Raw genomic sequence first — 18,423 nt, 5'->3', positions numbered from 1 at the left:
TACTTGCTGCGCAAGTGCTATTCCCAACCTCAAAAGATTTCCCGAAGCTTTTGAGCTGTGCAAAGGTAGGTTCAACTTTTCTCCCAGACCATTGAAATCGGAAAATGAAACAAGCTCAAAACGCCCTAGAAATGGACTGTTTCAGGTCACAACTAAAAACTAGGGCTTACTGAAAAATCAGATTCTTCAAATTATCAATTTTGGGCTCAGTCTCTTTTAATGACTTAATGCTACTAACTTCTCGTAAAACAGGGGATAATCTTTTTTGAGATTGACAAAGCTGCCGTTTTTAGATAAAAAGCTGTGCTCTGAATTAGCCTGACAAACCAAAGTTCCTTCTTGATTGGTCATCGTATAGGCCAAACTTAAGCGCGCTGCCTTGACCTTAGCAACACTGACGTCAATAGCAATAATATCGGCGTAAGTTGATGTTGACTTATAGTCACAAGTTACTGAGGTTACAGGGGAAATGACTCCCAGCTCTTCTAATTTATAATAGGGAAAACCAATTTGTTCTAAAAGACTGCCACGTGCCTCCTCCATCCAGCGAATATAGTTGGAATGGTGTGTAATTCCCATACGATCTGTCTCATAATATTGAACCTTATGCATGTGAGGTGTCATATCTCATCTCCTTTTTCTGAAAAGACCTATTGGGTAAGTTCTTTGGCATCTGCCATTAAATCTTCCAAAGTTTGACTGCGCAGCTGATTTTCCAAAGCCTCCTGAGCGTTCTTCAGCCTGTCATCCAAAAGGCTATGAATGTTCTTTCCAACTGAGCAGGCTGGGTTGGGGTTGGCGTGAAATTTAAAAAGCGACTCCTGAGACACAGCATCAACCGCTTTATAGACATCTAAAAAGCTCACTTCCATCAAGGGTTTGGCAATAGCCGCACCGCCACTGCCGCGTTTAACTTCTACAATACCGGCTGCTTTGAGCTGACCCAAAATCCTGCGGACAACGACTGGATTGACACCGATAGAGCTGGCCATCAAATCACTAGTGACCTTGTCCTCTTTAAAAATTTCCATCACCGTCAGCATGTGCAGGGCAATGGTGAAACGACTTGAAAGCTGCATAATAAAGCGACAAAGGACTTCAGCGTCTGGCCGACAGCAGAACAGGATGCTGCTGCAGCGATAGGCAGGAAAATCTGATTTTCCTAACGTCAGAAACGTTCAGTCCTTGTTTATTCCTTTCTAAAGTATAAAGCCTGAGCAGAAATACGGCTCGTACTCTTTGAAAATCAAAACTATACGTCGTTGACTTCAGCTTGCCATACTTTTTGAGGAAAGGCAAGCTTTCCTTATTGCCATAACCTCAAAAGCTCCCCCGGACCTTTTGAGCTGCCTGCGGCTTGTCGCGACGCGAGGAGGTGAAATCGATATTATTTCACCAACGAGCTAGTAAGGTCTTTAGCCAGCTCCATAGAGCTTGGCGTAGAAAATCCAGCATTAGCGGATTTTCTTAAGACGTTGCGACGCGAGGAGGTGAAATCGATATTATTTCACCAAGGAGCTAGTAAGGTCTTTAGCCAGCTCCATAGAGCTTGGCGTAGAAAATCCAGCATTAGCGGACTTTCTTAAGACGTTGCGACGCGAGGAGGTGAAATCGATATTATTTCACCAATGAGCTAGTAAGGTCTTTAGCCAGCTCCATAGAGCTTGGCGTAGAAAATCCAGCATTAGCGGATTTTCTTAAGACGTTGCCTAATCTGATTTTGATTTTCTTTGAGTATCATCATTTTGCTTTTCCGGTCAGGCTTCAGATTCTCCAGCCGTGCACAAATTCTGTCACAGATGAAGACATCATTGTAACTTTTATGATTACAATGATTTTACACTAATCAGACTAGGCTGTCAAGCGGATTAAAAGGCTCAGCCCATCAACTATTACGATAGGGCAGCCGATGCTCAGCGGTTCGAATTCTTCTTGCGGTGCTGTCTCTGCCTTTCTTTGATAGCTGTCCGGCGCTCCTGATGACTGTTCGACTCAAGGCGGCGGCTCAGCATTTCTTTGAAGGTTTGACCTTCATTGAGGGCTTCTTCCAAAGCGCGGCCGCGTTTATAATTCCCAATAAATTCAAGAAAAGGCGTCAAAATGTAGATATAGACACCAACGGTATTAAAACAAAGGGCAATCCCCATCATCATAAAATCAGAGATGAGGCTGACTGCCGTCCGGCGGTTGAGCCAGATTTGCAGCATTTGGCGGCGATCATCCGAGGTTTCTGACAGCTGGCCCACCGCCTGCATTCCCAAATCATAAGTCATGCGGTTAACAAGAAAGGCAGTCATCAGGTTAATAAACCCAAAGAAAAGAATAGCAATCCATTTGTCATCGTATTCTGCCAGCATCTTAACTGCAAGCGGGTAAAGAGAGAGCAGTCCGTGAGCAGCAACGTCCATGACAAAGACAGAAAAGGTCGTCTTTTCGGTTGCCCGCATAGCCTGAAAGCGGCGGTACCAAAAATTGATGATGATGACGAAGGCTACAAAAAAGAGACCAATCTCCTCTGCCAGATGCGGCAGTTCCTTACTGCTGGCAGGCACTGCTATTTCCAAGACCAAAATTGTCATGACAATGGCCACAATGGCATCGCTGAGTGTGTCAAAGCGTTCTTTTAACTGTTTCATTTTTCCCCTTTTTATCGTTTTAAAATAGACCGTCAGTATCTTTTAGACATTTGACAGGTTCTGGTTGATCAAGAGGCGGGCAGAGCGTTTTTTCATACCAGACCACATCATGCCACTTACCCAGTTTATAACCAACCTTGTTAAAATGAGCGACTTCCTTAAATCCGTTTTTCTGATGGAAGCGGATGCTTTTTTCGTTAGGATAAGTAATGCAGGCTTCAATGGTAACGACATTTTGCTGACGCAACAGAGCAGTCAGCTTATCATAAAGCTTCTGCCCTAGCCCCTTAGACCTAGCCTCCTTATCCAGATAGACAGACCATTCCACCGTCCAATCATAGGCTGCGCGCTCTTTAAAAGAACTGGCATAAGCATAGCCCAAAATTTTGCCGTCTTCCTCTGCCACGATGTAGGGAAATTTTTCTAAAATTGTCCTGATTCTTGCTTGAAATTCTTCAAGGCTGGGTGTTTCATATTCAAAGGTGATACTGGTATTTTCGACATAATAGCTGTAAATGGCAAGAAGCTGCGCGGCATCGTCTGCAACTGCCATTCTCAGACTTATTTCTTTCATTGTTTCCTCCGTCATTTTCATTAACCTTTTCTGCGGCAATTTCTGCCGCCCTTTGGCTGTCAGAACGATGTTTAGATATCGTTTGCCTCGCTTTTATAAGCGGGATTAGCTTGTCTGATCTGAGCTCCAAACTCTTTGGACAGTCTGGCAAAGCTAGCCTCAACATCAAGCGGAATCTCTGCGTGCGCCAGATAAGCAGCTCCATTGGGACCATAGCCGCTTTCATCATCCCGAAGCCTAGGAATTTCACCCATCAGCAGGCTGATATAGCGCTCAGTCTCCCACATGCCTTTAAAATGACCGGTTAGTTTCAAATCTTCTGCCGTTTCATCAAAGAAAGCCTGATAAGCCGCATAATTGATTATCAAGGCATCCGGCCGGAATTTTTTTAAGGTCGCTGACATTCTCAGCTGCATGGCCGCATCCTGACAGAGAATAAAGGATTTGGCCTCAATCTGCGATTTTTCAAGCAAGTTCAGCATCAGCGTGATGTTATTGCCGCAGTTTGTTGACTGCGTCTCCAGCAAATCCGCCGTAAGCTGATAGTTTCTCCTGATATAAGCCGCAAAAAGTTCGGCTTCTGTCAGATTCTGACTGTTCAAATCCGGGAAAAGGAGAGCCATCTGCCGGCGCAGCCCATCCGTCGTATGCCCAGCACCGCCGACAATCAGGTAATGTCTGGCCAGCTTGTTTTGAATGGCTTTTGCCAAGACATCTCCGCCTTCGATAATGCTTCCGCCAAACAGCACAAAAACATCTGCTTGGTAAAGACCATGATAAGAAGCGCTCAAGAACTGCGGTGTCAGCTCTGCTATGTCCCGCAGCGCTAAAAATCTGACTAATGTGTTTAAATCCTGTGCTTTCATGAAACCATTATAACATAAAGCAAAAGGGGCTAGCAGCCGTTTTCAAAGTGTTGAAGTGGGCTTAGTTTTCTAACGAACATTGCGGCTAAAAACAGAAACATAAGAGATGAATCGCTTTAGAATAATGGCTTGATCAAAAGACTGTGTGAAAATCAATTTCTGCGAAATCATGATTTTCGTTTCATTCTCCTAACCCTAAAAAAACTGCCCCTCCTTAATTCTAAGGGGCAGTTTTTTGTCAAATACTTAGTTTTCCAGCAAAGTTTCAATAACTTGCAGCACACCATTGTCATCATTTGAGGGTGCTAGAAAGCGTGCTGTTTCTTTGACATCCTCGCTGCCATTTGCCATGGCATAGGAATAGTTAGCCAAGTCCAGCATTTCTAAGTCATTTCCACCGTCACCAAAGGCTGCTAAATGATTGCCTGTCAGTCCCCAGCGATTCAGCAGATAAGTCATAGCGCTGCCTTTATTGACTCCTGTAGCAATAACATCAATATTTCCGTGACCGCTCGTCACTGCCACAACTGTATTGCCTAAGCGCTGATTAAGAGCATCAACGATTGCATAAGTCTGATCCTCAGGTGTGTTAAAAGAAAACTTCATAAAATGATCATCTGGCAAAGTCTCAAATGAAGCAACTTCCTCAAGCTCTGTATAGTAAACAGCAAAGAAATCTTTCGCCGCCTGCTCTGAGGACTGCAAAATATAGGCAGCAGCCTCTCCGCACAGCACCAATTCATCATCAAGCTCATTTTCCGTCAGATAATCAAGAACGATCCTGACCGTTTCTTCTGAGAGACGATGACTCTTTAAAAACTGGCCGTTTTCAACAATATAAGCACCATTTTCACCAACAAAGGTTATCTTATCCTCTAAGCCCGGAAAGAAGGACTTAATCTGGTAATACTGATTGCCGCTGATACTGACAAAACGAATGCCTCTTTGCTGCATTTTTTCAAAAAGCCTAAGAAATCGGCTTCTGTCATAATCGTTTTGATTGGTTAAAAAAGTACCATCCATATCTGTTGCAATGACTTTTACACTCATAGCTTCTCCTTGCCTGCCTTTTATAAAAGAACCGCTAAGCAAACTTGGCAGTCCGCCCCCCAACTGTACCAAATCAGAAAACCTGTTCAGCAGTCTATCTTTCGTCTATTACAAATATTGTATCATAAAAAGATTAATAAGGTTGAGTTCAAAAAGAGACAGTTGCTGCCTAACAAGTTAACTAACAGCCTCGTAAGAAAGCAGGCCGCTCTGCTATTTTCCAAAAAAGAGACCAAAGCTTCTGGCTTAGTCTCCGTAGGGTTATCTCTGCACCAAGTCGTGCAAATAATTTGCTGTATTTCCAACAGCCTTCTGAATCTAATGGTCAGCATTTGTTGTCAGAACAAAATAATTTTTACTTTTAAGCAGTTTGAACAAATCCAAATAAGGCGGCAAAGCTGCAGGTTCGTACCGATTGATCCAAACATGACGGCTCCACCAAGCCCAGTATTCTGCTTTCGTTTTAAAGGGATAAAATCCCCCGCTATACATATCCGTAATGCCATACTTTTCTTTAAAGTCTGCGAAATACTTCTCAAAACGCTGACCCTGATAAGTCAGACCGGTTGCCGTTGACAGACCAGCACCAACTCCTACAAGAATGGCCTCAGCCTCCTCCAACAGAGTTTGAATTTCAGTCAAGAGAGAGGATTTATTTTTCTGAAATGATATGAGAACAGCCTAGGCCAACACTTCCTTAATGGCTTCTGTGATTGGCAACTGTGGGTGGCCAAGGAGCGTTTCCAAATCACTGTGTGCCACTTCCAGCTGGTGATTGCGGATGTCCTGCTGAATACCTGCCACGATAGCTACTGCCGCCTCTGGCAAACCGGCTTTTTCCAGACCGGCCTTGTAATCGTCAACAGACAGAGAAATAACCTTGAAATCCGCTCCTGTGGCTGCCTTGAGTGCTTGGGCAAGTTCTGCGTAGGTCAGCTGCCTGCCGGCTAATTCGTAGATTTTATTGTCGGTAAATGGCTGCACCAGAGCATTAGCAGCTGCTTCTGCGTATTCACGGCGAAGGGCCCAGCCTGACTTGCCCTCACCGCCCGCATACACGAAATCCTGGCCGACTGCCGCTGCTTTCAGGCCATCCAGTTCATTTTCCAGATACCAGTTGTTTCGCAAAATCTTGTAAGCCAGACCGGACTCCTTGAGAAGTTTTTCGGTCACAATATGATCCGGAGCAAGCACAGCCGTTGATTGGTCACCGTTTGAAATGCTGGTATAAACGATGTGTTTCACACCTGCTGCCTTGGCTGCTTCAACGACATTCTTATGCTGATCGGCACGCGCCACTTCCTGACCGAGAGCTCCTGATACAAAGAGAAGCGTATCAATGCCTGCGAAAGCTTTTTCCAAAACCGCCTGATCTGAATAATCACCAATCCGAACATCATAACCGGCTGCTGCAAAAGGCTGGCCTTTCTCCTTAGAGCGTACCAAAACAGCAATATCCTTTTTGTCCGCCTGCTTAGCGAGAGCTGTCAGAGCTGCTGCTCCAAAGCCGCCTGTCACACCTGTAATGAGATAAGTCATAATAAAAGTCTCCTTTTGTTTTTAATTTTTGTTGTAATAACAATAATTACAACAATCTTGCCATAAAGTATACCTCTTTTTGGATATAACGTCAACAGTTACAACAAATTTTTATTTCTTTTTCTGAATAAAGCCTTAATAAGTAGATGGGAAAGGATCATCAATGATACGGGAAACCTGATAGTCTCCCTTTAAGGCTGAATAGAGCTGAAGTAAGACCGAAGCAACTCCTGCTGCTCCTTCGTAAAATCCGATTGGGGCGGAAATATTATCCGGCTCCAGCCTAGTATAGGCTTCTTCCCATTTAATCGCCGTTTTCCCTTCGTTTTCATATAAATCACCGTCTTTTAATAATTGCAGAGCGGTACGTTTAGCATAGTCCAGATACTTGTCCTTATCCGTTATCTGCCAAACACTGAGAAAGGCATTGAGAAAACCAGCACTGCCGCAGCAGTAGGCAACCGTGTGCCAGTAGCCGGCCGAATGCTCCTCCGGCGCTCCCAAATCAACAATTGACTGGATTAATTGCTCAATCTCAGCCAAATTAGCCTCATCATGGCTAAACTTGTAATCTTCGTACAAGTAACGAATCAGCCCTGCATTGCCCCCGCAGTAGCCCAGATAGTGAACAGGCTCTTCACTCGGCAAATCGTGTGGCAGTTTGATGGTGTCCCCCTGATGCTCATAGATAGCGTGGTAAAAATCTTTGACACCAGATGTCGCTTCCAGAAAAGCTTTGTCTCCGCTGGCCTGATAGAGCTTAAGCAGCGTATAGGCCACGCCGCCTGCCCCGATTGGAAAGCCGGGAATAATCTTACCGCCAAAGGACGAACCTTCAAAATAGCGTCCGCCATCCGCATAATCAAGGCCTTTATTAAGCAGGACACGTCCCGCTTCCACCGCGAAATCCCGCCAGTCCTGACGGTCAAATTGCTCAGCCAGTGACAGAATTTCCAAGAATGTCCCAGAATCCGCCAGAATTCCAAAGGAACCCGTCCAGTAGCGTCCGACGCCGTCTTCTGACACCTTGGCATCAGCAATGGCTCCGTCAGTAATCTCTTCAGCCAAGGTCTTATAGACCTCCTTTTGGGTGAATTTGTAAAGCTCAGCTGCTGCAAAAGCAACACCTGTGTAACCTGAAGTGAAGGCCCAAGGCGAAAAAGCCAGACTCAACTCGCGCGCTTCTTTCCAGCGGTAATTGATGTAGGGAAAAGCCGCCTCTGCATCCTGCAGGTACTGCTCATTTCCTGTGACCTGATAGAAATGAAGTAAAAAGTGAATAATGCCCGCAGAGCCTGAGTAGAGCGAAATCTCATCGAAATACGGATCGGAATTAGCAGAGCCTTCTAAAGAATACTTAATGCCATGCTTGGTTTCAACACGCTTTGACTGGATATACTGATAAGCCTGCTCTGCTGTCTGCAAGAGCTGCTCTGGGGCAATAACTGCTTTCGTAAGTGTTTCTGTCATAATAACATTCCTGCTTTCTAATCTTTATTGGTAACGGACACGGCGCAGAAAGGTCTGAATCCGTGAGTTTTCGGGATGGCGGAAAATAGCTTCGGGACTGCCCGAATCAATAATCTGCCCGTCTTCCATGAAGATCACCCTGTCTGAAATATCATGGGTAAACTGCATTTCGTGGGTGACGATAACGATGGTTTTATCCTGATTTTCCCGAGCAATCTCCTGAATCAAATCTAAAATATCACCGATAGTTTCGGGGTCAAGAGCTGATGTCGGCTCGTCAAAGAGAATCAAATCTGAGTCCAAGGCCAAAGCTCTAGCAATGCCGACACGCTGCTGCTGGCCGCCCGATAAACTATGAGGATAGGCATGGCGCTTATCGTAGAGCCCAACCTTCTCCAACAGGGATCGGGCAGTTTCCTGTGCTTCTTTACGGTCAATTTTTCTGGCAATGGTCAGGCCTTCAGTGACATTTTGCAAAACCGTTTTATTGATAAAAAGGGCGTATTGCTGAAAGACCATAGCTGTATTCTGCCGAATGGCTCTCAAGTCGTCACGGCTGACCTTGGGAAACTGGATAACCTTATCACCATAAGAAATGCCGCCGCTGTCTGGGATGTTTAATAGATTCAGGCAGCGAATCAAGGTCGTCTTGCCGGCACCGCTGGGGCCGATAATTGAGATGACCTCCCCTTTTGGCAAATTCAGCGACACATCCTTGAGAATCGTATTGCCTGAGATAGTTTGATTGAGGTGGCTTAGTTTAATCATGCGAAAATCCTCCCTGAAAAGAAAGCTGGGAAAGCTGCTTGAAAATAAAAGTAATCAGCAGGCAGATACCCCAATAGACAATAGCTGCCGCAATATAAGCTTCCAGATAGTTATAATTAATCTGGCTGGCAATCAGCACCGCATTTAACAAATCAACGACAGAAACCGCCGAAACCAAGGCTGACCCCTTAATCAGCGTGGTAATAATATTGCCAAAAACGGGAATACTGGCCTTAAAAGCCTGAGGCAGAACAATTCTAAAGAGGGTTTGCCGCTGGCTGAGACCGACAGATGCTGCAGCCTCCCACTGATTTTCAGGAACGGACAGGAGGCTGGCACGGATGGCTTCTGACACATAATTAACAGCGAAAATTCCCAAAACAGCAATGGCAATCCATTCCCTTGGAAAATTCTCAAAGCTCCACTTTTGACCTAAGAGACGGCCGGCTGCAGGCACCGCCGGAATAGTCAGCAGATAAACAATCGTCAGGGTCAATAAAAGCGGAATACTATTTGACAGATTGGTCAGCCATTCAAAGAGCCTGGACCAAAAGGGCAGCCGGTAAAAGCGAATCAGGGCGATAGGCACGCCAATAAGCAATCCCAAAGCAAAGGCAGCCAGGCTGATGTAAAGCGTGATGGGCGTATACTCCAAGGCTGTCTTAATGCACTTCCACACAAATTGATAATCCATAGAGACCTCCCCTCCTTATTCTGTATAATCGCCGCCGAGGTATTTTTCAGACAGCTTTTTTAAGGTGCCGTCTTTTTTAAATTGCTTCAGAACCTTGCTGACGGCCTTATTAAGCGCAGCCTCATTTTTATCATCTTTTCGGAAAAGATAGTAGGTTGACGACTGGTTGACAGCAGCTTCTGAGGCTTTATAGTCTGAACCCAGCTGCTTGTTGGTGTAATTGACAGTGTATTTAGTAGCCAGAGTGGCATCGACTGTTCCATTTTTGAAATTTTCCAAAAGTACCTGATCCGACCAGCTGCCATAGACAATCTCAAAAGCTCCTGGGTGCTCTTTCAGATAAGCTTCCAAAAGGGCTGGCGCATTGCCCCCAGCGATAGCGTAGACTTTTTTACCCTGAAGATCGTCCAAGGATTCATAGCCTCCTGTCAGTGACTGGATATGCAGGTCATAGTTGGTATAGCCGACTTCGCTGAAGTCGTATTCGGCGCGGCGTTCGTCATTAGATTCAATCTGATTGGCAACAATGTCAATCTTGCCATTTTCAAGTGCTGGGAAAAGATTTGAAAATTCATAATGATCAATTTGAAACTTATACTGAGGCAGTTCCTTATCAATGGCCTTAAGCAAGGCTATCTCATAACCCGTATCATTGCCTTCATCATCCTGATAGACAAAGGGACGAAAATTTGACCCTGTCCCGATTACAATGGTTTTGGCATCGGCATTGTTGCTGTCATCACCGCCTGAATCACTGTTGCCTGACAAACCGTAGTAGAGACCGCCTCCAATCAGGGCCAAAACCGCAAGACCGCTCAGACTTTTCTTCCAGTTCCATTTACTCATAGCTTAGTTCTCCTTTTTTAAATCCTTTTTCCGTATTTGAATATTTACCTGCTTCAACAACTTCGGTTTCTTCTTTTTCATGATAAAACTGTGTCTTAAAAGCAAGGTGAATAGCAATGCTTAAGATAATAAAAATAATAGCTGCGTCAATATTAGCCTCAATTTGGTGAGCCGTATTGGCTCCTACCAGCTGTGCTTTTCCCATAATATCGTAAATTCCCAGATAGGTCGCCAAAGAGGAATTCTGCAAGAGCGACACGATTGACAGCTCGATGTTGGGAATCATCTCTTTAACAGCCTGAGGAATAATATAATGGCGATAGGTCTGAACCTTGGTCATTCCCAGCGAGTAAGCTGCATCAAATTGGCTCTTAGGCACATTGGCAATGCTCGAGCGGATAATCTCACCCGTATAAACGGCCGAATTCAACCCGTAGGCAATATACATAAATGTCAGCTTGCTAATTCCTGAAGTATCAAGACCAAACAGAGATAAGAGGTAAGGCACTCCATAATAGACGATAAAGAGCTGTACGATAACTGGAGTCCCTTGAACAAAAGAGGTATAAACAATAGTCAGCTGATTTAAAACAGGAACCTTCTCTAATCGGATAACAGCCAGCAGCAAACCCAAAATCAAACCGACTGCCGTTGATACGACAACGATAAAAAACGTAATGGGAAAGGCTTTGATAATTTGAGGAAACAGACTCAGCAGATAATGAAAATCGAAAAACATATCTTCTCCTTTGCAGCTTGTCAAAAGTTTCGGACTGCTCATACGCTTTGGAAATCAAAAGGATGCGCCGCTGGAACGGTTTAGCCTTACTGCTTTTGATTTTTATGGCGTATCAGCATTTGCAGGCCGACAAGTCTATCCTTTCTGTATGTATTTGGAGAAGACAAAAAGCACCTTGTCCTTCCTTTGCTTGTCAGCAGGATAAGGACGAAAGTGCTTCTTCCGCGGTACCACCTTATTTGGACAATGACAGCTGCCCCTCTTTGCGGGCACTGCTTATTTTCATACAAATACAATCGGCTTCTTTTACAGAAAATCGGCAAAAGTACTCTTTAAGAAATACCCTGACCCTGTAACGGGAGTTCCCGGATGGGCTTCGCAAAACACTTGACCCACCTCGCTTCAAGACCATATTCAATCGGCTTCTGATTGCTGCTTCTCACCTAACAGCAGCTCTCTGATAATCTTCGCCTGATTTACTCATCTTTTTATCGCGCTTCATTTTATTTTACTTGTTGGAAGCTATTATAGCCTCAAAATATTTTCCTGACAAATCTATATTTTTTATAGCCCGTCATAATTTTTCCTTATGGGATGGACAAAGCAGCTTCTTCCTTGATGGTATACAAACGATGTCTGAGAAAGAGAAAGTAAGAGGCGAAGAAGAGAATCCACATAACGACAACAATCGTAGTGGCTAAACTAGCCTGTAAGGTAATAAGCGGAAACCATTTTAAGAAGACGGTGGCTAGAAGCAGAAGGGCAATGATAAGTATAATAGACAGCCTGTTGCCAATGAGGACCCGATGTGTCTCTTGACCACTCGCTGTAATGGTAATCGTTGGACTGGTAAAGCCCAAAATATCCGTCACATAGAGTTCATGCTCTCCTTCAGGAATAGGGATTTTCCTATCTGGGATAACCGTGAGACGTCCCTTTACTTTTTTCTTATCAAGAACCAAAAAGAGCCAGCCTCTGTCATTTAAAAAGCTTATTTTACGACGAATAAGTAAGTCTGCCATGGCGGTACCACCTTTCATTTTAATCTTACCTGTATGATAGCACTAACTTATCAGAAAGAGGATTACATTTTAATGACAAAATAGACTGCTGTTTTTGTAGACGGTATCGCTGCTAGCTCCTGTTAGTAAATAACTTTTAATAAGATTCCTCCTTGATGACTAACAAGTATCTATGATGATTATAAAAACCAAAACACCATGATGAAGTATATCATGGTGCTACCAATTTACAGTATTTATTCATTTTAGGTTAGTCCTTGAGGATAAATGATTTGTTTCAACTTTTCACCAAAAAAGCGTACCACTGCTGTGGCTTCTTAGCTTACATCTTTCTTCTGCTTTGCCCAACTGTTTTAAGACGGCTATCCAATAACTTGTTAAAGAGGGAGATGGTTTGTCCAATAAAAAGAGCAGAGGCAATGGTTCCAATGCCAAAGCCGATAAGCTGGCGACTAAAAATCCAAGATATGATGAGCGAAAGGCTGACCATACTGCAATCAAAAATCAATTTGATACGGCCAAATTCTCTGTGACTGACAAAAGCAATGGTATTGACAATGCCATCTGGCGGATTGAGGACTAAATTCATGGAAACGACCAAATAAGCACCAAAGGCTGTAATCACAATAGCCAGCGCTAGATAAACAAGGGACCAGAAAAGGTTGGTTGGCGTCAGCTGCAATAGTCCATCAAACACATCAACGATAAGCCCAAAGAGAAAGGAAAAAGGGAGCTGCAAGATAATTTTGAGGGTTAGTTTTTTGAGAAGCACAACCTGTACCAGAATGTAAAGTCCGTACATGATCATGGTAGCCTGTCCTAGAGTCAAAACTGTTAGTTCACTGACGACATAAGGCACCGATGAGATGGAGGACACACCCAGCAAAGTCTTGGTATTTAAAACAATGCCAAAGGCTAAGGTTAGAACACCCAAGCAAAATATCAGAATTCTTTTAAGCATCTGATCCCTTTCTAAAATAACTTATTGTTATGCTCATCCCAAGTTTTCTCCGTTTGAAGCAATGACTTTCTTGTACCAAGCGAAAGATTTTTTAGGGATACGTTTGAGACTGCCTTGCCCATCATTATCCTTATCAACATAGACAAAGCCATAACGTTTTTTCATTTCACCTGTTGAGGCTGAAACCAAATCCATCCAACCCCAAGGGGTATAGCCAATCAAGTCAACACCATCCAGATCAACCGCCTTGATCATCTCTTCAATATGACGACGCAGATAGTCAATACGGTAATCATCGTCAATACTACCGTCCGTCTTAACCTCGTCATTAGCACCTAATCCATTTTCCACAATGAAGAGCGGTTTTTGGTAACGATCGTAAAGAGCATTCATGGTAATGCGAAGTCCAACTGGGTCAATTTGCCAACCCCACTCACTGCGCTCCAAATAAGGATTTTTCAGCGTTGGAAAAACATTGCCGCTGGTTTCTTCAGTCTCTTGATTCAAAGTACCCGTTAAACGACTCGAATAGTAAGAAAAGCCAATAAAATCGACAGTATTTTCCTTAAGAACTTGCAAATCCTCATCTGTCATCTCTGGTGTGATGCCTTTTCGCTCCATAAATTTGAGAGCATAAGCCGGATACTGACCGCGTGATTGCACATCAATGAAAAAGAAATTCTTGCGGTTTTTATCCGCCGCATCCAAGACATCATTAGGGTGGCAGGTTTGCGCATAGTATTGCCCCGCCGCAATCATGCAGCCAACTTGATTAGCAGGATCAATTTCCTTGGCCAGCTTAGTCGCACGTGCGCTGGCAACCAATTCATGATGGGCAGCCTGATAAAGAACTTTCTCCCTATTTTCTCCTTCTTCAAAAGAAATAGCTGCGCCCATAAAAGGCAGGTGCAAGAGCATATTGATTTCATTGAAAGTCAGCCAATACTTGACCTTGCCTTTAAAACGCGTGAAAATGGCTTTGCAGTAGGTGACATAGGCATCAATCATTTTCCTGCTTTTCCAGGAACCGATAGTATCCACCAGATAAAGCGGTGCATCAAAATGACAAATGGTCACGACTGGCTCAATCTGATACTTAAGCAACTCATCAATAACCTTCTCATAGAAACGTAACCCGTCTTCATTAGGCTCTTTTTCAATGCCCTTCGGGAAAATACGCGCCCAAGACATGGAAAAACGATAAGCTTTGAAGCCCATTTCTGCCATGAGCTTAATGTCTTCCTTGTAATGATGGTAGAAATCAACCGCCTCACGCGCTGGGTAGTAGCTATCCGCTGGTAAGTCTTTATAAGACATCTCACCACGCATAACGGCCTTGCGGTAGTCTCCTTTTGGAATGACATCTACCGAAGATAAACCTTTTCCGCCTTCTAAGTAACCACCTTCAACTTGATTGGCAGCTGTCGCACCACCCCATAAAAAATCATCTCTCAATCGTGCCATGAAATCATCCTTTCTTTACTCATCACTACTTAAATATCAGAAACTTGAACTAAACCAGCTCGATTTTTTACTTAAAGAGTATTAGTCTTCTTTATACAAGAATAAGGTCAATACAAATGATGTTACTAAGGAAATCACCAAACCTGCAATGGCGATATAGAAATAGTAAAGTGTATTGTCACCGATGTAGCTGGCAATAGTCAAAAGGCCTGGTGAACCGCCTGAGAAGTTACGGGCATTAAAGATTCCGAGAAAGAAACCAGCAATACCACCTGAGACCATGGTACTAATCAAGGCTGCTTTATTTTGAAGAGTAATACCGTACAAGGCTGGCTCAGTAATCCCAAAGACTGCGGTAATCCCTGCGGATGATGCCAAAGCCTTTTTGTTGGTATTTTTTGTTTTGAAGGCAATGGCTAATGCCGCACCGCCTTGAGCAACGTTTGAAGCTAACATCCCCGGCTGAACAACAGTATCATATCCCAACGTCATACGGTTGTTGATACCAATAGAAACCAAGCCATAGTGAGTACCTGTCATAACCAAGAATGGTGATACCGTACCAACAATGGTAGGCACCACCCAAGGTCCGAAGTTTTCCAACCATTTGAAGAATTCACCCAACCAAGTCCCAACGACTGAACCAATTGGTCCCAAGACAAATAAGGTAACGAGTGAGCTAATCAAAACGGCAATCAAGGGAACTGAGAAGAACTTGATTGATTTTGGTGAAATCTTATCTGCCAGACGTTCCACGTAGGACATGAACCAAACACCGAGAATAACAGGGATAACGGTTGATGAATAAGAAGCCGCATAGATTGGCAAACCAAAGAGACTAATACTTCCGCCAGATTCCTTAACCGCTGTCACCATGGTCACAAACGTTGGGTGAATCAAGATAGCCCCGACTAGCATTCCAAGATAAGGATTGGCCTTAAATTGCTTGGCAGCTGTTCCACCAAGAAAGACTGGAAGGAAATAGAAAGCTGCATCACCAATGAAATTTAGAATTTGGTAGTTTTGGTCATCTGCTGTAACGACTTTAAAGACAACCAGCAAAGACAAAACGGCCTTAATCATACCAGCAGCTGTGATAACTGGCAAGATTGGTGTGAAGATACCAGAAATGGTCGCCATGAGCTTTTCAAGCCATGTTTTATGCCCTTCCACTTCCTCAGCTGGTGTTTGATCATCCGAACCAAGTCCTGCTGCTTCCACCAAAGGTTGGTAAACATTTGGAACGTCTGGTCCGATGATGACTTGATATTGGCCGCCATTTTGAACGGCACCCATGACACCTTCTAAAGCTTTAATCTCATCAGTTTTAGCCTTGCTTTCGTCTTTCAAAACAAAGCGCAAACGTGTCGCACAATGTGTCAAACTGGTAATGTTTTCTTGGCCGCCAACTAATTCCAAAATAGTCAGCGCTAATTTTTTGTTATCCATATGATACCTCGCTAATTTTTCTCTGGGATAATCCCTGCTTAGTTGTATCATAACACAGTCAGAATCTAAATGAAACCGCATTCATATATTTGAAAACACTGTTCACAATTTGTTAAAATAAAGGCAGCATTTTTTAGAACAGCGTTTTCAAAATAGCAATCAAAAATTTTTACAGAAGGAGACTAGACATGCTCATTCAGGAAAAATTAGACATCACTCCCTTTTCAAACAGCGAGCAAATTATTGTCGATTTTATTAAAAAAGAGAAATTCAATATTGAAAAACTCTCAACCACACAGATTGCCAAAGAGACCTTTAGCTCAAAATCAACTTTGGTCAAGCTTGCAAAGCGCCTAAATTTCAAAGGCTGGACAGACTTTAAGCAAGCTTATCTTGAGGAATTACACTATCTTGAAAAATCAAAAAACCAGATTGATGCCAACCTCCCCTTCAAAAAAAATGATCATCCCTTAACCATTGCCAATAACATTGCCAAGGTCAAACAAGAAGCCATTGAAGACACATTATCACTCTTAACCAATGACACCATTCAAAAAGCAGCTGATCTGTTAAACACAGCTGAGACTATTCATGTCATTGCTGTCACTAATAACCTTCTATTGGCCAATGAATTCAAATACAATATGAATCGTATCAAAAAGCATGTCTCGGTTCATTCTTTGCATGGAGAAGGCAGTCTTGCTGCTACTATGTCAACACCGAGAGATTGCGTGTTGGTTATCAGTTACTCAGGAGAGACAGGCAGTTTGCGACCAATGGTGACAAATTTTTATCGCAATCATGTCCCCATTATTCTCATTTCCAATTTTGGTGAGAGTTCCTTCTCAAAATTAGCTGATGTTCATATCAAGATGTCAACACGTGAAAAACTCTACTCTAAAATTGCCACCTTTGCTAATGATGCTTCTATCACTTACCTGCTTGATCTCCTTTATGGTCTCATCTTCGCTAAACACTATGAGGACAATCTTGATTACCGTACCAATCACTCTGAAAGATTTGAAGCAAGTCGGCAAACGAAAGGCAGCCATCTTAAACAATAACCATTTTTTACCAGATGTCAAACAGCTGATACCTTTGAAAATGAGACAAAAAGTTTCCTCAAATGAAAAAATAGAGACCCCATTTAGTGTGAGTCTCTATTTATTTTCGAGTCATTTTAACTTTAAAAGCTCTTGCCCACAAAACCAGCCAGCAATTCAACTGTTGCAGCATCGTGATGGTCTGCAAAAACGGTTGTGTTGGTATTGATTGTGGTGATTTTTGCCATGTCCTCATCTGACAGCTCAAAATCAAAGATGTCGAAATTTTGACGGACACGCTCAGGATTGGCAGATTTAGACAGGCTGACAATACCGCGCTGCAGTTGCCAGCGAAGCATAACTTGAGCAGTTGATTTGCCATACTTAGCTGCAATTTCTGTCAAAATAGGATTGTTGAAAATGTCAAACTGGCCTTCTGCAAAAGCTCCCCAGCTTTCCATTTGAATGCCTTTTGAAGTCAGATAGATTTTTTCCTCTTCTTTTTGGTTGAAAACATGGACTTCTACTTGATTGACTGCTGGAGTGATATCATTGAAAAGAGACAGATTAGCAATCTGGTCTGGTTTGAAGTTGGAAACACCAATAGCTCTGATTTTCCCTTCTTTGTAAAGTTCTTCCAGCGCACGCCATGCCCCAAAAGTATCGCCAACAGGCTGATGCAGGAGATAAAGGTCAAGGTATGCCAAGTCAAGCTTTTTCAGAGATTCTGCGAAAGCTTCCTTAGTCCCTTCATAGCTCATATGCTGAATAAAAACCTTGGTCGTGATGAAAAGCTCCTCACGCGGGACTCCTGATGCCTTGATGGCTTTTCCGACCGCTTCTTCATTTCCGTAGGCTTCAGCCGTGTCAATGAGGCGGTAGCCTGTCTTGATGGCTTCTTCCACCACCTTTTGGCACTGATCTTGGTCAGGAATTTGAAAAACACCAAAGCCAACCATAGGCATTTTGACACCGTTGTTTAAAGTTGTGTATTGCATTTTTCTTCCTCGCTTTCTTTGATGATTTTATTATAGCCCAAAGGCTGAGACTTGAAAATAACCTTTTTTTGTATCTTGAGGCTGGGATAAAAGTCCTCAGCCTCTCAATTTTCCAGTTAGATTTACAAGACGCAGTAGTTGGGACTCAAAACGTCCAGTGGACGATCTGAGATAACCGAGACTTTAGTCAACCTAGAATTTCCCTCTGCACAGTTCATCAGGTACTTTAGTACCTGATGAACAACTGCTGAGTGTGCTCTTAGACAAAAGCTACGCTTTTTTCTATTTCCAACCTCAACTAGTC

At 43.3% G+C, this 18,423-nt stretch carries 19 protein-coding genes and 1 other annotated feature; of the genes, 1 reads left to right on the top strand and 18 read right to left on the bottom strand.

Annotated elements, in window-relative coordinates; genetic code table 11:
* Positions 1-216 precede the first annotated feature (216 nt).
* From ACVRZ8_RS05895 to ACVRZ8_RS05815, 17 genes are all read right to left on the bottom strand, one after another.
* Positions 217-624, bottom strand: a complete 408-nt coding sequence (locus ACVRZ8_RS05895; RefSeq protein WP_447448388.1) for an acyl-CoA thioesterase — start codon at positions 622-624, stop codon at positions 217-219.
* Positions 625-650: 26 nt separating this feature from the next.
* The gene (locus ACVRZ8_RS05890; protein ID WP_447448387.1) at positions 651-1,079 is read right to left on the bottom strand and encodes an Rrf2 family transcriptional regulator; all 429 of its coding nucleotides are present in this window, start codon (positions 1,077-1,079) and stop codon (positions 651-653) included.
* Positions 1,080-1,913: 834 nt separating this feature from the next.
* Positions 1,914-2,636 carry a TMEM175 family protein gene (locus ACVRZ8_RS05885; RefSeq protein WP_447448386.1) on the bottom strand — a complete coding sequence of 241 codons (723 nt, stop codon included), beginning with the start codon at positions 2,634-2,636 and terminating at the stop codon, positions 1,914-1,916.
* A 19-nt stretch (positions 2,637-2,655) separates the two neighbouring features.
* The gene (locus ACVRZ8_RS05880) at positions 2,656-3,201 is read right to left on the bottom strand and encodes a GNAT family N-acetyltransferase (RefSeq protein ID WP_447448408.1); all 546 of its coding nucleotides are present in this window, start codon (positions 3,199-3,201) and stop codon (positions 2,656-2,658) included.
* A gap of 80 nt (positions 3,202-3,281) precedes the next feature.
* Complete coding sequence (locus tag ACVRZ8_RS05875) at positions 3,282-4,076, bottom strand: YdcF family protein (protein ID WP_447448385.1); 795 nt, start codon at positions 4,074-4,076, stop codon at positions 3,282-3,284.
* A 246-nt stretch (positions 4,077-4,322) separates the two neighbouring features.
* Complete coding sequence (locus ACVRZ8_RS05870) at positions 4,323-5,126, bottom strand: Cof-type HAD-IIB family hydrolase (RefSeq protein ID WP_447448384.1); 804 nt, start codon at positions 5,124-5,126, stop codon at positions 4,323-4,325.
* Positions 5,127-5,444: 318 nt separating this feature from the next.
* A complete protein-coding gene (locus tag ACVRZ8_RS05865; RefSeq protein WP_447448383.1) occupies positions 5,445-5,768 on the bottom strand; it encodes an SIR2 family NAD-dependent protein deacylase in 324 nt (107 codons plus the stop codon).
* A gap of 39 nt (positions 5,769-5,807) precedes the next feature.
* A complete protein-coding gene (locus ACVRZ8_RS05860; RefSeq protein ID WP_447448382.1) occupies positions 5,808-6,665 on the bottom strand; it encodes an SDR family oxidoreductase in 858 nt (285 codons plus the stop codon).
* 135 nt (positions 6,666-6,800) lie between these two features.
* Positions 6,801-8,135: a lanthionine synthetase LanC family protein gene (locus ACVRZ8_RS05855; RefSeq protein WP_447448381.1), complete on the bottom strand. Its 1,335-nt coding sequence runs from the start codon at positions 8,133-8,135 to the stop codon at positions 6,801-6,803.
* A gap of 24 nt (positions 8,136-8,159) precedes the next feature.
* Entirely contained in the window at positions 8,160-8,903 is a 744-nt protein-coding gene (locus tag ACVRZ8_RS05850) for an amino acid ABC transporter ATP-binding protein (RefSeq protein ID WP_447448380.1), read from the bottom strand.
* Positions 8,896-9,597 carry an amino acid ABC transporter permease gene (locus ACVRZ8_RS05845; RefSeq protein WP_447448379.1) on the bottom strand — a complete coding sequence of 234 codons (702 nt, stop codon included), beginning with the start codon at positions 9,595-9,597 and terminating at the stop codon, positions 8,896-8,898. The genes ACVRZ8_RS05850 and ACVRZ8_RS05845 overlap by 8 nt, the downstream gene beginning before the upstream one ends.
* A gap of 15 nt (positions 9,598-9,612) precedes the next feature.
* A complete protein-coding gene (locus tag ACVRZ8_RS05840; protein ID WP_447448378.1) occupies positions 9,613-10,443 on the bottom strand; it encodes a transporter substrate-binding domain-containing protein in 831 nt (276 codons plus the stop codon).
* Positions 10,436-11,182: an amino acid ABC transporter permease gene (locus tag ACVRZ8_RS05835; protein WP_447448377.1), complete on the bottom strand. Its 747-nt coding sequence runs from the start codon at positions 11,180-11,182 to the stop codon at positions 10,436-10,438. Before ACVRZ8_RS05835 ends, ACVRZ8_RS05840 begins: the two co-directional genes overlap by 8 nt.
* 200 nt (positions 11,183-11,382) lie before the next feature.
* Positions 11,383-11,683, bottom strand: a binding site (T-box leader).
* A gap of 86 nt (positions 11,684-11,769) precedes the next feature.
* Positions 11,770-12,204: a hypothetical protein gene (locus ACVRZ8_RS05830; RefSeq protein ID WP_447448376.1), complete on the bottom strand. Its 435-nt coding sequence runs from the start codon at positions 12,202-12,204 to the stop codon at positions 11,770-11,772.
* A 322-nt stretch (positions 12,205-12,526) separates the two neighbouring features.
* Positions 12,527-13,165, bottom strand: a complete 639-nt coding sequence (locus ACVRZ8_RS05825; protein ID WP_447448375.1) for a YczE/YyaS/YitT family protein — start codon at positions 13,163-13,165, stop codon at positions 12,527-12,529.
* A gap of 33 nt (positions 13,166-13,198) precedes the next feature.
* Positions 13,199-14,629 (bottom strand): 6-phospho-beta-glucosidase, encoded by a 1,431-nt coding sequence (locus tag ACVRZ8_RS05820; RefSeq protein ID WP_447448374.1) that lies wholly within the window; start codon positions 14,627-14,629, stop codon positions 13,199-13,201.
* An 81-nt stretch (positions 14,630-14,710) separates the two neighbouring features.
* Complete coding sequence (locus ACVRZ8_RS05815; protein WP_447448373.1) at positions 14,711-16,078, bottom strand: PTS transporter subunit EIIC; 1,368 nt, start codon at positions 16,076-16,078, stop codon at positions 14,711-14,713.
* 188 nt (positions 16,079-16,266) lie between these two features.
* Between ACVRZ8_RS05815 and ACVRZ8_RS05810 the strand changes: the two genes are divergently transcribed.
* Positions 16,267-17,142: a MurR/RpiR family transcriptional regulator gene (locus ACVRZ8_RS05810; RefSeq protein ID WP_447448372.1), complete on the top strand. Its 876-nt coding sequence runs from the start codon at positions 16,267-16,269 to the stop codon at positions 17,140-17,142.
* Positions 17,143-17,264: 122 nt separating this feature from the next.
* Here the strand turns inward: ACVRZ8_RS05810 and ACVRZ8_RS05805 are convergent, their stop codons facing one another.
* Complete coding sequence (locus ACVRZ8_RS05805; RefSeq protein ID WP_447448371.1) at positions 17,265-18,119, bottom strand: aldo/keto reductase; 855 nt, start codon at positions 18,117-18,119, stop codon at positions 17,265-17,267.
* Positions 18,120-18,423: the final 304 nt, after the last annotated feature.

Source organism: Streptococcus dentiloxodontae, from assembly GCF_053206925.1.
The sequence above is the reverse complement of the archived record's forward strand: the minus strand, read 5'-3'. Positions and strand labels throughout refer to the sequence as shown.